We start from the raw sequence: 14,327 nt of genomic DNA on the forward strand, positions 1-14,327 counted from the left end.
CTAGTCCGCGACCCCGCCCTTTGGCCCGAGAACGCCGCTTTCCGCCCGAAGCCTCTCCGGTGCCGGTCATGCTGCGAGCACGGAAGCCGGCTGCGTGAGGCGAGGCACATGATGGATGGTCCGACCAGCACGACCGACGGGACGGGGGCCCGAATAGCGGGGCCCTCCCCCGATGCGGTGCTCGTCCGCCGCACCCTTGAGGAGATCGCTCCGGTCGCCGACAAGGTGACCTCGTACTTCTACGCGCTGCTCTTCGTCCGGAACCCGGCCCTGCGGGACCTCTTCCCGGCCGCGATGGACACCCAGCGGGACCGGCTGCTCAAGGCCCTGCTCACGGTCGCCGAGCGGATGGACGACAGCGCCTTCCTCGGCGAGTACCTGGGCCATCTCGGGCGCGGGCACCGCAAGTACGGTGTCGAGGCGGCCCACTATCCGGCGGTCGGGGAGGCGCTGATCGGCGCGCTCGTCCGGTACGCGGAGCGGAGCTGGGACGCGGAGACCGAGGCGGCCTGGGTCCGGGCGTACACGGCGATCTCGCAGATCATGATCGACGCGGCCTCCGAGGACGAGGTGAAGGCACCCGCCTGGTGGCAGGCCGAGGTGGTCTCGCACGATCTGCGGACCCCCGACATCGCCGTGCTCACGCTGCGGCCGGACGCGCCGTACCCGTTCCTCGCCGGGCAGTACACGACGCTGGAGACGCCCTGGTGGCCGCGCGTCTGGCGGCACTACTCCTTCGCGTCGGCGCCGCGCCCGGACGGGCTGCTCACCCTGCACGTCAAGTCCGTCCCGGCCGGCTGGGTCTCCCAGGCGCTGGTCCACCGGGCCCGGCCGGGCGACGTGCTCCGGCTGGGGCCGCCGGCCGGTTCGATGACGGTCGACCACGCCACCGACACGGGTCTGCTCTGTCTGGGCGGCGGGACCGGCATCGCGCCGATCAAGGCGCTGGTGGAGGACGTGGCCGAGCACGGCGACCGGCGGAAGGTGGACGTCTTCTACGGGGCCCGCAGGGGCCACGACCTCTACGACATGGACACCCTGCTGCGGCTCCAGAAGACCTTCCCCTGGCTCGCCGTCCACCCGGTCACCGAGGCGCAGTGCCCGCTGCCGGAGGCGGTCCGCGAGGCGGGGCCGTGGACCGAGCGGGACGCGTACCTCTCCGGCCCGCTCGGCATGGTCCGGCAGGGCATCGACGTGCTGCGCGGTTCGGGGGTCCCCACGGAGCGGATCCGCCACGACTTCCTGGCGGAGCTCGCCGTGGTGGGGGCCGGGTCAGCCGAGGTCGGGGGCGTGCATGGCGCGCACCCCCTCGATGTTCCCGTCGAGGTAGTGGCGCAGTGAGAGCGGCACCAGGTGGACGGCGGCGATCCCGACGCGGTTGAAGGGCACCCGGACGATCTCGTACTCGCCGACGGGTTCGTCGACCTCGGGGCCGTGGCGCTGCGTGAGGTCCATCGACTCCAGCCGGCAGACGAAGAAGTGCTGGACCTTCACGCCGGAGACCCCGCCGTCGACGATGTGCTCGACGGTGTCGACGAAACAGGGGACCACGTCGACGATCTTGGCGCCGAGTTCCTCGTGCACCTCGCGGTGGAGGGCCTCGACGACGGTGGAGTCGGAGGGCTCGACGCCGCCACCGGGCGTGACCCAGTACGGATCCATTCCCGGCTTGGTGCGCTTGATGAGGATGAGGTCGTCTCCGTCGAGCAGGATGGCGCGTGCGGTGCGCTTGACCACGGGGCGTTCGGTCATGGGAAGAAAATGGCCCGTTCCCGCCCGGCTGAAACTCACCACTCCCCCGCGGCCCGCACCAGTTCCTCGTGGGCCCGGGCGATGTGGGTCAGTGCGAGGGTGCCCGTCCGGGCCACCAGGAAGTAGGTCCGCAGCGGCGGCACCGGCGGATCGAGCAGCGCCACGAGCCGTCCCCGCTCCAGCGCCTCCTCGCAGAGGTAGCGGGGCAGCACGGCCAGTCCCGCCCCGGCCGCTGCGGTCTCCCGGACGGCCCGCAGGTCGGGGGCGATGACGGTGGCCGCCGCGGCCGGCGCGGTCTCGAAGACGGCGGCCCAGTAGCGGGCGGCGAAGGGCAGCGACTCGTGCACCTCGACCACCGGGAGCTGGTCCAGGACCACCGCGCCGGTGGCGAGCAGCACGTCGGGGGAGAGCCGGGCGGCCCAGCGCGGGGCCGCGACCAGGACGAGTTCCTCGTCGCAGAGCGGGGTGGCGGTGAGCAGTCCGCCGCGCGGCCGGGCGGTGGCGAGGGCCAGGTCGTGGTGGCCGGCGGCGAGTCCGTCGAGCAGCTCCTCCGTGTTGCCGACGAAGGAGGCGCGCAGGGCGAGTCCCTGGGCGACGAGCGGAGCGAGCGCGGGCAGGGCGCGCAGGGAGGTGAACTCCGGGGGCCCGGCGACGTGGAGGGTGCGGACGCCGCGTTCGACGTCCAGTCCGGTCTCCGCGATCTCGACCAGGGCGTCGAGGTGCGGGGCGGCGCGGTGGGCGAGTTCGTCGCCGATGCTGGTCGGGGTGACCCCGCGGGCCTGTCTCAGGAAGAGCGGCCGGCCGAGCTGCCGCTCCAGGGTGCGGATCTGGCTGGTGACGGCGGGCTGGGAGAGGCCGAGGAGCGCGGCGGCGCGGGTGAAGGAACCGGCCCGGTGCACCGCGACGAACGTGCGCAGCAGGGCCAGATCCATGTACGCCCCTCCCCGGCCGGCCGTGCGTCATCGCAGGATCGTCCCACTATAAATATGTCGATAGGTCGCTGTCGCTACCGTGATTGGACACTGACGCACAGTCAACTAGCCTTGTCCGGGCGGGTTCCGCGTGAGGACCGGGGGCGTTCCGAGCCACGAGGGGGGAGGCTCGGAGCGCCCCGGTCCGAGCCCGGTCAGCCGGCCTTGCGCGCCGCGTCGAGCGCCCGCAGCACGTCGGCGATCAGGTCCTCCGGGTCCTCGGCGCCGACCGAGAAGCGGATGAAGCCCTCCGCGACGGCGTCCCCGCCCCAGCGTCCGCGCCGCTCCGCCGAGGAGCGCACCCCGCCGAAGCTGGTGGCGTCGTCCACGAGGCGCAGCTCCTCCAGGAAGCGTTCGGCCCGTGCGCGGTCGGCGAGCTCGAAGGAGATCACCGAGCCGAAGCGGCGCATCTGGCGGGCGGCGACCTCGTGCGAGGGGTCGTCCGGGAGGCCGGGGTGGCGCAGTCCGGTGACGTCGGGGTGGCCGGCCAGGACCCGGGCGAGTTCCAGGGCGGTGGCGCACTGGCGGTCGATCCGCAGCTGGAGCGTGGCCAGCGAGCGGTGGGCGAGCCATGCCTCCATGGGCCCGGGGATGGCGCCGACGATCTTGCGCCAGCGCCGTACCTCCGCGGCCCGGCGCGGGTCGCGGCAGCTGACGTGGCCGAGCAGGATGTCGCCGTGGCCGGTCATGCCCTTGGTGTCGCTGGCGACCGAGAAGTCCGCGCCGAGCTCCAGCGGGCGCTGGCCGAGCGGGGTGGCGAGGGTGTTGTCGACGGCGACGAGCGCCCCGCCGGCGTGTGCCGCGGCGACCAGCCGGCGGATGTCGCAGACGTCGAGCCCCGGGTTGGACGGGGTCTCGATCCACAGCAGCTTGGCGCCGTCGAGGACGTCGAGCTGGGCGTCGCCGCCGGTCGGCGCGGTGCGCACCTCGATGCCGTACGCGCGCAGCTGCTCGTGGAGGAGCGGCAGGGCCTGGTAGCCGTCGGTCGGCAGGACGACGGCGTCGCCGGCGGAGAGCTGGGAGAGGAGGACGGCGGAGATGGCGGCCATGCCGGAGGCGAAGACCACGGTCTCGACCGCGGCCTCCCCGGGCGCTTCCAGGGTGCCGATGGCCCGCTCCAGATGGGTCCAGGTCGGGTTCTCGTCGCGGCCGTAGGTGTAGGGGCCGGTGGGCTCGCCGGGGAGGTGGAAGTGGGCGGCGAACACCGGGCCCGGCAGGGTCGGTTCGTACTTGACGGGCTCGGGCAGTCCGGCCCGCACGGCGAGGGTGCCGTCGCCGGGGCCCTCGCCGGGGTGGTGCTGTTCCTGGGGGCTCACGGGGTTCACAGGGTCCTTTCCTCGATCTCGTCCCCCGAGGGGCCGGACCGGAGTCCGGCCCGGACCGCGGCGAGCAGTCCCTCGCTCGCGGCCTCGGTCATCCGCAGGCATTCATCGAAGCCCTCGGGCCCGCCGTAGTACGGGTCGGGGACGTCGAGCGCGGTCCCGGCGGCGGGGTCGTACGAGCGGAGCAGCCGGATCTTCGCCGCCTCGTCGGGGGTACGGGCGAGGCGGCGAAGCTCCCGGAGGTGGCCCTCGTCGAGCGCGATCACCAGATCGAGGGCGGCGAACCAGGAGGCGCGGAACCGCCGGGCGGTGTGGGCGGAGGCGTAGCCGTGCTCCGCCAGGACGGCGACGGTGCGCGGATCCGCCCCCTCGCCCTCGTGCCAGCCGCCGGTGCCCGCACTGTCCACCTCGACCGCACCGCCGAGGCCGGCCTCCTCCACGCGCGCGCGGAAGACGTGCTCGGCCATCGGGGAGCGGCAGATGTTGCCGGTGCAGACGAAGCAGACGCGGTAGGTCATGGCGGTCGCTCAGTCCCCGTCCGGGAGCACCACGTTGAGCGCCCACGAGACGACGGAGATGATCAGGCCGCCGACGACGGCGGTCCAGAAGCCCTCGACGTGGAAGCTGAGGTCGAACTGGTCGGCCAGCCACGAGGTGAGGAGCAGCATCAGGGCGTTGACCACCAGGGTGATCAGGCCGAGGGTCAGAATGAACAGGGGCAGCGTCAGCAGCTTCACGATCGGCTTGACCAGGAAGTTGACGAGGCCGAAGACGAGGGCGACGAGCAGCAGGGTGATGATCTTGTTGCCCGTGCTGTCACCGGTCAGGGTGATGTCGGGCAGGATCCAGATCGCCGCCCATAGGGCGCCCGCGTTGGCGAGCGTCTTGACTACGAAATTCTTCATGTGTCTGATCGTGGCAGAGACGATCGGGCCTAGGGCAGGGGCGAACGGCAGTGAAGGCATTCCGGCTGGACGATCTGGAGGCGGAGCGCGTCGCCAACCAGGGGGCGTACCTCCAGTTCCTGCGCGAGCGGAACATGTCGGTGGGGCTGTACGCGCTCGACGCGGGGGAGCTGGACCCGCAGTCGCCGCACGGCCAGGACGAGGTGTACTTCGTGGTCTCCGGCCGCGCGGCGATCACCGTCGGGGACGAGACGACGCAGGTGGCGCGCGGCAGTGTGGTCTACGTGCCGGCCGGGGTGCCGCACCGCTTCCACCACATCAGCGAGGACCTGCGGGTCCTGGTGGTCTTCTCGCCGCCGGAGGCGTGAGCGGCGCCGCCGGACCGGGAGACTCCGGGGTGAGGGCCTGATTCCCCTAGGGGTCGGATCAGGGGAGAGCCCGGGCCCCAGGGGCCCCTGGGGTGCCGGTCCGCCGCCTAGCCTTGAGGTGTCCGGGACGCAGGCTTCCGGACGGGGCTTCGAGAGCGAGGGAGAGAGCCATGGCCGTACAGGAGATTCTCGCGGGACTGCCGTGGTGGGTGAAGTGGGTCGCGATACCCGCCTTGGTCCTGCTTGTCTTCGGCGGATTCATCACCAGCTTCCTCACCTTCGTGATCAGTCTGCTGTTCAAGGTGCTGCTGTTCGTCGCGCTCGTCGCCGGACTCATCTACGCCGTACGGAAGTTCGGCGGCCCGAAGAAGACGGACCGCGACTGGTAGCACAAGCTACTCATCGGTATTCGACGTCTGCCGGGCGTTAGCCCGGCAGGGGGAACGCGCTGGTGGAAACAGGGTGGGGGGCGAGGGCGAGCCACTAGAGTGGCAAATCTCCGCCGAGTCGGGGACTACGGGCGTAGATCTCCGGCAGACCAGCGGTTTCCCGCTCGTCCCTGAGGGGTCCGGTCCGTCGGACCCCATCGGTGTCCCAGGCCCGGCGGGAGCGCGGGGGCGGCCCCCGCGAGCGGGTGCAGTGCATCCGTTGTCACGCCTGGGGGTGACCTTTGGCCATGGCTACGCAGACAGCTGCGCCGACCCTGATCGGCTCGGTGCAGCGGGCGCTGAGACTTCTGGAGGCCGTGGCCTCCCACGCGGACGGCGCCCCCGCCAAGCAGCTCGCCCGGGAGACGGGCCTTCCGCTGCCCACGACGTACCACCTGCTCCGCACCCTGACGCACGAGGGCTATCTGCTCCGCGACAAGGGTGCCTTCTATCTGGGTGAGGCAGCCGCCCGGTTGGCCGGCGGCGGGGCTGTGCAGAATCGTCGCACCAAGATCGAGGACTCCCTCGCCCACTGGCGGGACGAGATCGGTGTGCCGGTCTACTTCGCGCTCTACCGCGACGGCGAGATCGAGCTCGTCTCCGTCGCGGACACCCCCAACTCCCCCGCGGTCGAGGAATGGGCCGACTTCCGGGAGACCGGTCACGCCCATGCGATCGGGCAGTGTCTGCTCAGTCAACTCGATCTGAAATCTCGTCAAGACCACCTCGACCGGCATCCGGTGGAAGCCATCACTCCGTACACGGTGCGTAACCGGCGAGTGCTTTTGGATCGTTTGGGTGGTTTGGGGCGAATGGAGCCCCTGGTGGAGCGTCAGGAATATGCGCTCGGCACGGTTTGCGCGGCCATCCCCATCACGGCGGGCTCCACAGCGGCCACTCTGGCCATTTCCCTCCCTCTTCACCAGGAAGAACGGTTGCTCCCAGCAGTCGAACGGCTACGTACGGAGATCGGAAGCCTCTTCAGTTCGCTCGCCTTCTCTATCAGTATCTGAAAAATCACTCCTTGTGATCCGCTAGCGCGTACAGCACGATTGCGTCAAGAGGGCCACGGGGGATCATTCCTGGCCGTTTCGGTCACAGCTTTCAGCAGCTGTGTTTACACAACTGCTCCATCTACTGCGGGGTACATGATGCGAGAGTCGGTTCAGGCCGAGGTCCTGATGAGCTTCCTCGTCTCGGAGGAGCTCTCCTTCAAGATCCCTGTCGAACTGCGATACGAGACCCGGGATCCCTACGCGGTGCGGATGACCTTCCACCTTCCCGGAGACGCCCCCGTGACCTGGGCGTTCGGCAGGGAGCTGCTGCTCGACGGGATCAACCGGCCGAGCGGTGACGGCGACGTCCACATCGCCCCGACCGACCCCGAGGGCCTGTCGGACGTCTCCATCCGGCTCCAGGTGGGCGGTGACCGCGCCCTCTTCCGCGCCAGCGCCCCGCCGCTCGTCGCCTTCCTCGACCGCACGGACAAGCTGGTCCCGCTCGGTCAGGAACAGACACTGGGTGACTTCGAGGACAGCCTGGAGGCCGCTCTCGGCCGGATCCTCGCCGAGGAGAGCGCCGGCCCCGCCTGACCCCGGCGCCCCCTCCGTACGGCCGTCGCCCGCGCCTCCCCCGTACGGCCGCCGAACCGCCCCGCTCCGTACGGCCGCCGCGCGCCCGTCACTTGGCGCGGCGCCGCCGTCCGCCGCGGCCCGACGTCCGGCCGGCGGTCTCCTCCGACGGGCGGTCGGCCGACACGACCAGCGCCGCGAGCGCCGTCGTGACCGGCACCGAGGCGACCAGACCGATCGACCCGACCAGCGTCCGGACGATCTCCTCCGCCACCAGCTCGCTGTTGGCCACCGTCCCCATGCTGCTGTCCGCGATGGTGAAGAGCAGCAGCAGCGGGAGCGAGGCGCCGGCATAGGCCAGGACCAGCGTGTTGACCACCGAGGCGATGTGGTCGCGGCCGATTCGGATCCCGGCCCGGTAGAGCGCGCGCGGACCCATGCCGGGGTCGGCCTGGTGCAGCTCCCAGACCGCCGAGGTCTGGGTGACGGTCACGTCGTCCAGGACACCGAGCGAACCGATGATCACACCGGCGAGCAGCAGGCCGGACATGTCGATCTCCGGGTAGAGACCGTGGATGAGCCCGGTGTAGTCGTCGGTGTTGCCGCTGAGCGAGGCCCAGCCGATGAAGAAGGACCCGAGCAGTCCGATCAGCAGCAGCGAGATCAGCGTGCCCAGCACCGCGACCGAGGTGCGGGCCGACAGGCCGTGGCACATGTAGAGCGCGAGCAGCATGATCGCGCTCGATCCGACCACCGCTACGATCAGCGGGTTCGAACCCTCCAGGATCGCGGGCAGGATGAAGAGCGTGAGCACCAGGAAGCTCACCGCGAGCGCGATCAGCGCCATCACGCCGCGCATCCGGCCGACGAGCACGACCGCGAGCGCGAAGATGGCGGCGAGGACCGCCATCGGCACCTTCCGGTTCACGTCCGTCACCGAGTACTGCAGGTCCTTCGGGGCGTCGGGGGCGTAGGCGACGACCACGCCCTGGCCCTCCTCCAGCTGGCGCGGGGCGTCCGGCTGCACGATCTCGGTGAACTGCCGGCCCTTGTCCGGACCGCTGGTGACCTCGATCGTCGCCTTCGCGCACTGGCCCTGCTGGGCGTTGACCGCCTCGCGGCCCTGCGGGGTCGTGGTGTCGCCGGTCGGCGGCACCTGCGCCGCGTTCACGTCCTTGCAGTCCACCTGCTCGACCGCCACGACCTTGCCCTGCTCGGTCTGCCGGTCGAAGCCGACCCCGGTCCGCTCGTGCGCCGGCGTGCCACCGGGCCAGAGCACCGCGAGACCGACGACCACGGCGGTGGCGAAGGGGATCAGGACGGCCGCGATGACTCTGCGCAGATGGCGCGAGACGGGCGCGGCGGGCCCGTGGCTGTGGCTGTGACCGTGACCGGAACCGGGGCCGGGACCGTGGTCCGGACCGTACCGGCCGAAGCCGTGCCCGTGCTCGTGGCCCTGGTCGGGGCCGTGCTCGTGGCCGTGCGGATCGGGGGACTGCTGCGGGGAAGTCACCGACCGATCATCGCAAGAACGGTGGGGGCCCACTGTTCAGCACGCCCGGGATGGCGCTAGCCTCGTGACACCTTTGCACACGCGGGAGCTCGGAGCACCGGGCTGAGAGGGCGCTGATCACCGTACGCACGTACGGAAGGAGGCTGCGCCGACCGCCGAACCTGTTACCGGGTAATGCCGGCGTAGGGAGATTCGGTCTCATGACCATTCAGGATGCACGCACGCCTGCCTCCGACCAGAACGACGGCCGGAACGACGGCCAGGGCGAGCGCACGCCGGGCTGGCACAAGGGGTACGTCGAGGGCTCGCGCCCCGACGTCCGGGTGCCGGTCCGTCAGGTGCACCTCACCAACGGCAAGGACGTGACGCTGTACGACACGTCCGGCCCGTACACCGACCCCGCCGTCGACACCGACGTCCGCCGGGGCCTCCTCCCGCTGCGCGAGAACTGGATCATCGCGCGCGGCGACACGGAGGAGTACGCGGGCCGCCCGGTCCGCCCGGAGGACGACGGCATCAAGCACACCTCGCCGCGCGGCGGCGGGCTCAAGAACCTCGACGCGGTCTTCCCCGGCCGCCCGCGGCTGCCCCGCCGGGGCCGCGACGGGCAGGCCGTGACCCAGCTCGCGTACGCCCGCCGGGGCGAGATCACCCCGGAGATGGAGTACGTGGCGATCCGGGAGAACGTCTCCCCCGAGGTCGTCCGCGAGGAGATCGCGGCGGGCCGCGCGGTGCTGCCGGCCAACGTCAACCACCCGGAGATCGAGCCGATGATCATCGGCAAGCGGTTCCTGGTGAAGGTCAACGCCAACATCGGCAACTCCGCCGTCACCTCCTCCATCGAGGAGGAGGTGGAGAAGATGACCTGGGCGACCCGCTGGGGCGCCGACACGGTCATGGACCTGTCCACCGGCCGCAACATCCACACCACCCGCGAGTGGGTGCTGCGCAACTCCCCCGTGCCCATCGGCACCGTGCCGCTCTACCAGGCCCTGGAGAAGGTCGACGGCAAGGCCGAGGAGCTGACCTGGGAGATCTACAAGGACACGGTCATCGAGCAGGCCGAGCAGGGCGTGGACTACATGACCGTGCACGCCGGCGTGCTGCTGCCGTACGTGCCGCTCACCGCGCGCCGCAAGACCGGCATCGTCTCGCGCGGCGGCTCGATCATGGCCGCCTGGTGCCTCGCGCACCACAAGGAGAACTTCCTCTACACGAACTTCGAGGAGCTCTGCGAGATCCTGGCGGCGTACGACGTCACCTACTCGCTCGGCGACGGGCTGCGCCCCGGCTCGATCGCGGACGCCAACGACGACGCCCAGTTCGCGGAGCTGCGCACGCTCGGCGAGCTCAACACGATCGCCAAGCGGCACAACGTGCAGACGATGATCGAGGGCCCGGGCCACGTCCCGATGCACAAGATCAAGGAGAACATCGACCTCCAGCAGGAGATCTGCGAGGAGGCGCCGTTCTACACGCTCGGCCCGCTGACCACGGACGTCGCGCCCGCCTATGACCACATCACCTCCGGCATCGGCGCCGCGATGATCGCCTGGTGGGGCACGGCGATGCTCTGCTACGTCACGCCCAAGGAGCACCTGGGCCTGCCGAACCGCGACGACGTGAAGACCGGCGTCATCACGTACAAGATCGCGGCCCACGCGGCGGACCTGGCCAAGGGCCACCCGGGCGCCCAGGAGTGGGACGACGCCCTCTCCGACGCGCGCTTCGAGTTCCGCTGGGAGGACCAGTTCAACCTGGCCCTCGACCCGGACACCGCCCGTGAGTTCCACGACGAGACGCTGCCGGCGGAGCCCGCGAAGACGGCCCACTTCTGCTCGATGTGCGGCCCGAAGTTCTGCTCGATGAAGATTAGCCAAAGCATCACAGAGCGGTTCGGTGGTGCGGCGGCTGAGGGTGCGTCACAGGAGGAGATCGCCGAGGGCATGCTCCAGAAGTCGAAGGAGTTCGCGGCGAGTGGGAACCGGGTGTACCTGCCGCTTGCGGATTGATGCGTGTTCAGGCGCTGCCCTCAACGCGGGGGCAGCGCCGTGCGCTCACCGTGACAGTGCCCAGATGAGGAGGAGCGGGCCGTAGACAGCCACGAGGGCACAGAGGAGTCGTCTCCACTCGAACGTCACGTCGATCTGGGCCGGGATGTTGCTCTTGCCGCGGTGAGCCTGGGACGCCGAGCGGTGCGCCTCCCCAAGCAGCCGAAGGGCTCTTCGGTGAGTCCGGTATCCGGTAAACGTGCCCAAGAGCGAACTGCCGAAAGCCACCGAGCCGATGGTGCGCCCGTCGCGCAGAGCGATGATCAGGCCATCGTCGGCCGTCACCCGCGCGACATCGTTCCAAGCAACGGTCGAGGTCACGAGGAAGTTGGTGACGGACACGCGGTCGGCGGTACTGCGGATCGCGGAGTCCCACCCAAGCGCCCAGAAGAAGATCGCCATACCACCGAGCAGAAATGCCGCCGGCGGTTCTTCGTGCAGTGGCCCCATCACCAGAGCGGCGGCGGCGTAGCTGGCGATCGCGCTGGCCACGGGCAGCCATACATACACGGGCCGTCTGATCACCCTCATCCGCATCGCCGACCACCCCCCCAAGACCGATCCTCCACACCGGACAAAGGCCGAGTCAAGATCGTGCAGGGTCAGGATGGGAGGCCAGTGCGATACCAGCCCGGCAGCACGAGGCAATGCACTTCGCCATCTCCGGGGTACTGCTGTCCTCGATGAAGATCTCGCAGGACATCCGCCGGGAGCACGGCGGCGACCTGAAGGCGGACGAGATCGAGGCCGGAATGGCCGAGAAGTCCGCCGAGTTCGCCGCCTCCGGCAACCGGGTCTACCTCCCGATGGCGGAGTAACCGCCGGGCCCGCCCACTGCCCCGGCCCGCGGTCCACGGGGGGATCGCGGGCCGGGGCGTGTCACGGGGCCGGGGGAGACGGGTCGGTGGCGGTGAGTGCGGCGTGGAGGAAGGGGATGACGCCGCGCTCCAGGAGGGCGTGGCGCCAGGCGGCGCGGGCCCGGGTGAGTTCGTCGTCGGGGGCGTGGGCCTCGGCGGGGCTGTTGCGGAGGGCGGTACGGAGCAGGCCGGCGCCCGCGCAGAGCAGGCCGGCGGCGGCGAGGGCGCCGAAGACCAGGCCCGCGGTGAGCAGCGTGGTGCCGAGGGCGGCCGTCGGGGCGAGCAGCCGGACCGCGGCGCCGACCAGGAGGAAGATTCCGGCGGCCGTGCCGGCGAGGACCGGGACGAGGACGGTGAGGACCGCGACGGCGCCCGGCGACTCGTCGGGCGCGGGGGTCCGGGGGCGGTTGGACGCGGCGCGGTGCTGCTCGCGGACCTTGACGAAGTGCTCGTACTCGCTCGCCGCCGCCGCGGTGATCAGCGCTGTCGCGTTCAGCGCCATCACCCGGAGCTGGGCGGCCGTCAGCCGGGCGCCCGCTCCGGCGAGTTCCGGCCGTTCCGGTGCGGTGCGCAGTGCGTCGTCGAGGACGCGCTCGTACTCGGCGCGGTCCTCGGTCAGCAGGTGCGGAGCCACGTTCATGTGCATCCCCCGATGCTCGGTGGGCCGGGACCGGCCGTGGAGAACGGGCGGTCCGGGCGGAAGCGGAGGAGAGCCTGCCTGTCTGGGGAGACCGATGGTAGGGCCGTGACCGGGCGCGCTGACAGGGGGTTTCCGGAAATCGCCTGCCCCGGATGCGCTGGGTGAGAGTCAGTCCCCGAGCGGGAGCTGGACCACCAGCAGCTTTCCGGCCATCGTGACGCCCCCGTCCATGGCGATGGCCAGCCCGTCGGCGTAGACGTGCGGACCGTCGACGGCCGGGCGGGACTCCTCCTCGCCGTCCTCCGTGCCCACCTGGCCGAGGAGGTACGGGATCGGGCTGTGGCCGTGCACGATCCGCGAGCCGCCGTAGGTGCCGAGCAGCTCCTGGACGGCCTGCGGACCCGACTCGTCGCGGAAGGCGAAGCGCTTGGTGAACTTGCGGAAGAGGTCCCAGACCTCGTCGGCGTCGTTGCGCCGGAGGATCTCGTGGACGGTCTCGTTGACGTCCTCGATGGTCTGGCCGTAGTCGAGGTACGCGGTGGTGTCCGAGTGCAGCAGCAGGTGGCCGTCCTCGTGGACGACGGCGTCGAGCCGGGACATCCACTGGAGGTGCACGTCCTGGAGGCGGTCCATGTCGTGCTTCTGCCCGCCGTTGAGCAGCCAGGCGGCCTGGAAGGTGGCGGTGCCGGCGCCCGAGTTGACCGGGGTGTCGCCGAAGCGCTTGGCGCCGATGAGGAGCAGCTCGTGGTTGCCCATGAGGGCCTTGCAGTAGCCGCCGGCGGCGGCGGCCTCGGCGGAGAGCCGCATGACGAGGTCGATGACGCCGATGCCGTCGGGGCCGCGGTCGGTGAAGTCGCCGAGGAACCACAGCCGGGCGTTGCCCGCGGCCCAGCCGCCGTTCTCGTCGACGAGGCCCTGGGCGCGCAGGGCGGCGACGAGTTCGTCGAGGTAGCCGTGGACGTCGCCGACGACGTAGAGCGGGCCGGGGCCGTCCCCGGAGGGGGCGGGGGCCGGCGCGGCGGCCGGGGCGACGGGGACCTGGAGGGTGTCGCCGCGCTGGATGACCGGGAGGTCGCGCTCGGTGGGGGTGTAGCCGTCCGGGAAGTCGTCGGGGTAGCCGCCGCCGGAGTGGACCGCGGTCACGGTGACGCCGGGCTCCGGGTACGCGGCGGGCGCCTCGGGAAGCGGGGCGGGCTCGGCGTACGCGGCGGGCTCCGGGCGCGCGGGCGGCTCGGCGTACGGGGCCGCCGGCTCGGGGCGGGCGAGGGGCTCCGGGCGCGCGGATGCTTCCTGGCGGACGACCGGCTCCTGGCGGAGGGCCGGTTCCTGGCGGGTGACCGGGGTGGGGAAGCCGACCGGGTCCGGGAACGCGGCCGGGCGGGTGCCCAGCTGGAGCGTGGGATCGGCGGGCGGAGCGGGCGCGGCGGGCGGCTCGGCCGGGTGGCCCTGCACGGGCACGCGGGCGTACGGGGGTACGCGGAAGTCACGCAATGTCGCCGTGCGCTCCACGGGATCCTGCCCGGCCCCCTGAGTCATCGACCCCTCCACCACCGTCGCGATGCCCTGCACATCGCGGACCGGCCTGGTCGGGGTGGTCCGCGATGTCGTGCGCCCATCATAGGAATGAGGGTCCGCCTGTGTGACGCACCAGGGGTGGTGAATCCGGGTTCGCTCCGGGTTCACCGGTTGTTTCGCCCGAATTGAGAAGGTCCAGTCCAGGGTCGGGTGCGGCGGCGTGGCCGGTTTCGGCGTCTCCGCCCACGGGCAGGGGGCGGGACGGCGCGTCGTTCTTGTGTGCGTGAGCCGTGTGCGTGCGGCTGTGTGCGTCCGGCCGCGCGCGGGGGGGGGGCGGGGGGCGGGGGGGGGGGGGGGGGGGGGCGGGGGGGCGCGGGGGGGGGGGGGGGGGGCCCCGGGGGGGGGGGGGCGGGGGGGGGGGGGGGGTTTGTTAG

16 protein-coding genes and 1 riboswitch are annotated in these 14,327 nt (G+C 71.5%); of the genes, 7 read left to right on the forward strand and 9 right to left on the reverse strand.

Annotated features, from left to right (window positions below; genetic code table 11):
- Window positions 1-108 precede the first annotated feature (108 nt).
- Window positions 109-1,341, forward strand: a complete 1,233-nt coding sequence (locus ACFW1I_RS03340; RefSeq protein WP_384665580.1) for a globin domain-containing protein — start codon at window positions 109-111, stop codon at window positions 1,339-1,341.
- On the opposite strand, the gene ACFW1I_RS03345 is transcribed toward ACFW1I_RS03340, so the two are convergent.
- From ACFW1I_RS03345 to ACFW1I_RS03365, 5 genes are all read right to left on the reverse strand, one after another.
- Window positions 1,273-1,752: an NUDIX domain-containing protein gene (locus tag ACFW1I_RS03345; RefSeq protein ID WP_384665581.1), complete on the reverse strand. Its 480-nt coding sequence runs from the start codon at window positions 1,750-1,752 to the stop codon at window positions 1,273-1,275. The genes ACFW1I_RS03340 and ACFW1I_RS03345 overlap by 69 nt on opposite strands.
- 35 nt (window positions 1,753-1,787) lie before the next feature.
- Window positions 1,788-2,684, reverse strand: coding sequence for a LysR family transcriptional regulator (locus ACFW1I_RS03350; RefSeq protein WP_384665582.1), 897 nt, complete (start codon window positions 2,682-2,684; stop codon window positions 1,788-1,790).
- Between the two features lie 194 nt (window positions 2,685-2,878).
- Window positions 2,879-4,039, reverse strand: a complete 1,161-nt coding sequence (locus tag ACFW1I_RS03355) for a cystathionine gamma-lyase (protein WP_384665584.1) — start codon at window positions 4,037-4,039, stop codon at window positions 2,879-2,881.
- 5 nt (window positions 4,040-4,044) lie between these two features.
- Window positions 4,045-4,563, reverse strand: coding sequence for a low molecular weight protein-tyrosine-phosphatase (locus tag ACFW1I_RS03360; RefSeq protein ID WP_384665586.1), 519 nt, complete (start codon window positions 4,561-4,563; stop codon window positions 4,045-4,047).
- A 9-nt stretch (window positions 4,564-4,572) separates the two neighbouring features.
- The gene (locus ACFW1I_RS03365) at window positions 4,573-4,950 is read right to left on the reverse strand and encodes a phage holin family protein (RefSeq protein WP_384665588.1); all 378 of its coding nucleotides are present in this window, start codon (window positions 4,948-4,950) and stop codon (window positions 4,573-4,575) included.
- A 50-nt stretch (window positions 4,951-5,000) separates the two neighbouring features.
- Here ACFW1I_RS03365 and ACFW1I_RS03370 point away from each other — a divergent pair, with 50 nt between their 5' ends.
- The 4 genes from ACFW1I_RS03370 (at window position 5,001) to ACFW1I_RS03385 (ending at window position 7,338) form a co-directional block, all read left to right on the forward strand.
- A complete protein-coding gene (locus ACFW1I_RS03370) occupies window positions 5,001-5,318 on the forward strand; it encodes a cupin domain-containing protein (protein ID WP_319011562.1) in 318 nt (105 codons plus the stop codon).
- A gap of 170 nt (window positions 5,319-5,488) precedes the next feature.
- Window positions 5,489-5,707 carry a DUF5326 family protein gene (locus ACFW1I_RS03375; protein WP_384665590.1) on the forward strand — a complete coding sequence of 73 codons (219 nt, stop codon included), beginning with the start codon at window positions 5,489-5,491 and terminating at the stop codon, window positions 5,705-5,707.
- A 287-nt stretch (window positions 5,708-5,994) separates the two neighbouring features.
- Window positions 5,995-6,759 (forward strand): IclR family transcriptional regulator, encoded by a 765-nt coding sequence (locus ACFW1I_RS03380; RefSeq protein ID WP_384665592.1) that lies wholly within the window; start codon window positions 5,995-5,997, stop codon window positions 6,757-6,759.
- Between the two features lie 138 nt (window positions 6,760-6,897).
- Window positions 6,898-7,338: an SsgA family sporulation/cell division regulator gene (locus ACFW1I_RS03385; RefSeq protein WP_030493805.1), complete on the forward strand. Its 441-nt coding sequence runs from the start codon at window positions 6,898-6,900 to the stop codon at window positions 7,336-7,338.
- Window positions 7,339-7,426: 88 nt separating this feature from the next.
- On the opposite strand, the gene ACFW1I_RS03390 is transcribed toward ACFW1I_RS03385, so the two are convergent.
- On the reverse strand, window positions 7,427-8,830 hold the full coding sequence (locus ACFW1I_RS03390) for a YibE/F family protein (protein ID WP_384665594.1): 1,404 nt from the start codon (window positions 8,828-8,830) through the stop codon (window positions 7,427-7,429).
- A gap of 71 nt (window positions 8,831-8,901) precedes the next feature.
- A riboswitch (TPP riboswitch) is annotated at window positions 8,902-9,036 on the forward strand.
- Here ACFW1I_RS03390 and thiC point away from each other — a divergent pair.
- Window positions 9,031-10,842 (forward strand): phosphomethylpyrimidine synthase ThiC, encoded by a 1,812-nt coding sequence (thiC, locus tag ACFW1I_RS03395; protein WP_384665596.1) that lies wholly within the window; start codon window positions 9,031-9,033, stop codon window positions 10,840-10,842. Its footprint overlaps the riboswitch before it by 6 nt.
- 45 nt (window positions 10,843-10,887) lie before the next feature.
- On the opposite strand, the gene ACFW1I_RS03400 is transcribed toward thiC, so the two are convergent.
- On the reverse strand, window positions 10,888-11,373 hold the full coding sequence (locus ACFW1I_RS03400; RefSeq protein ID WP_384665598.1) for a hypothetical protein: 486 nt from the start codon (window positions 11,371-11,373) through the stop codon (window positions 10,888-10,890).
- A gap of 155 nt (window positions 11,374-11,528) precedes the next feature.
- On the opposite strand from ACFW1I_RS03400, the gene ACFW1I_RS03405 reads away from it, so the two are divergent.
- Complete coding sequence (locus ACFW1I_RS03405) at window positions 11,529-11,699, forward strand: hypothetical protein (protein ID WP_384665678.1); 171 nt, start codon at window positions 11,529-11,531, stop codon at window positions 11,697-11,699.
- Between the two features lie 61 nt (window positions 11,700-11,760).
- Here ACFW1I_RS03405 and ACFW1I_RS03410 read toward each other — a convergent pair whose 3' ends face one another.
- Together ACFW1I_RS03410 and ACFW1I_RS03415 are read right to left on the reverse strand one after the other, a co-directional pair.
- Window positions 11,761-12,384, reverse strand: coding sequence for a hypothetical protein (locus tag ACFW1I_RS03410; protein ID WP_384665599.1), 624 nt, complete (start codon window positions 12,382-12,384; stop codon window positions 11,761-11,763).
- Window positions 12,385-12,546: 162 nt separating this feature from the next.
- Complete coding sequence (locus ACFW1I_RS03415; RefSeq protein ID WP_384665601.1) at window positions 12,547-13,914, reverse strand: metallophosphoesterase; 1,368 nt, start codon at window positions 13,912-13,914, stop codon at window positions 12,547-12,549.
- Window positions 13,915-14,327: the final 413 nt, after the last annotated feature.

It is taken from the genome of Streptomyces sp. NPDC058955 (assembly GCF_042741435.1).
Taxonomy (GTDB): domain Bacteria; phylum Actinomycetota; class Actinomycetes; order Streptomycetales; family Streptomycetaceae; genus Streptomyces.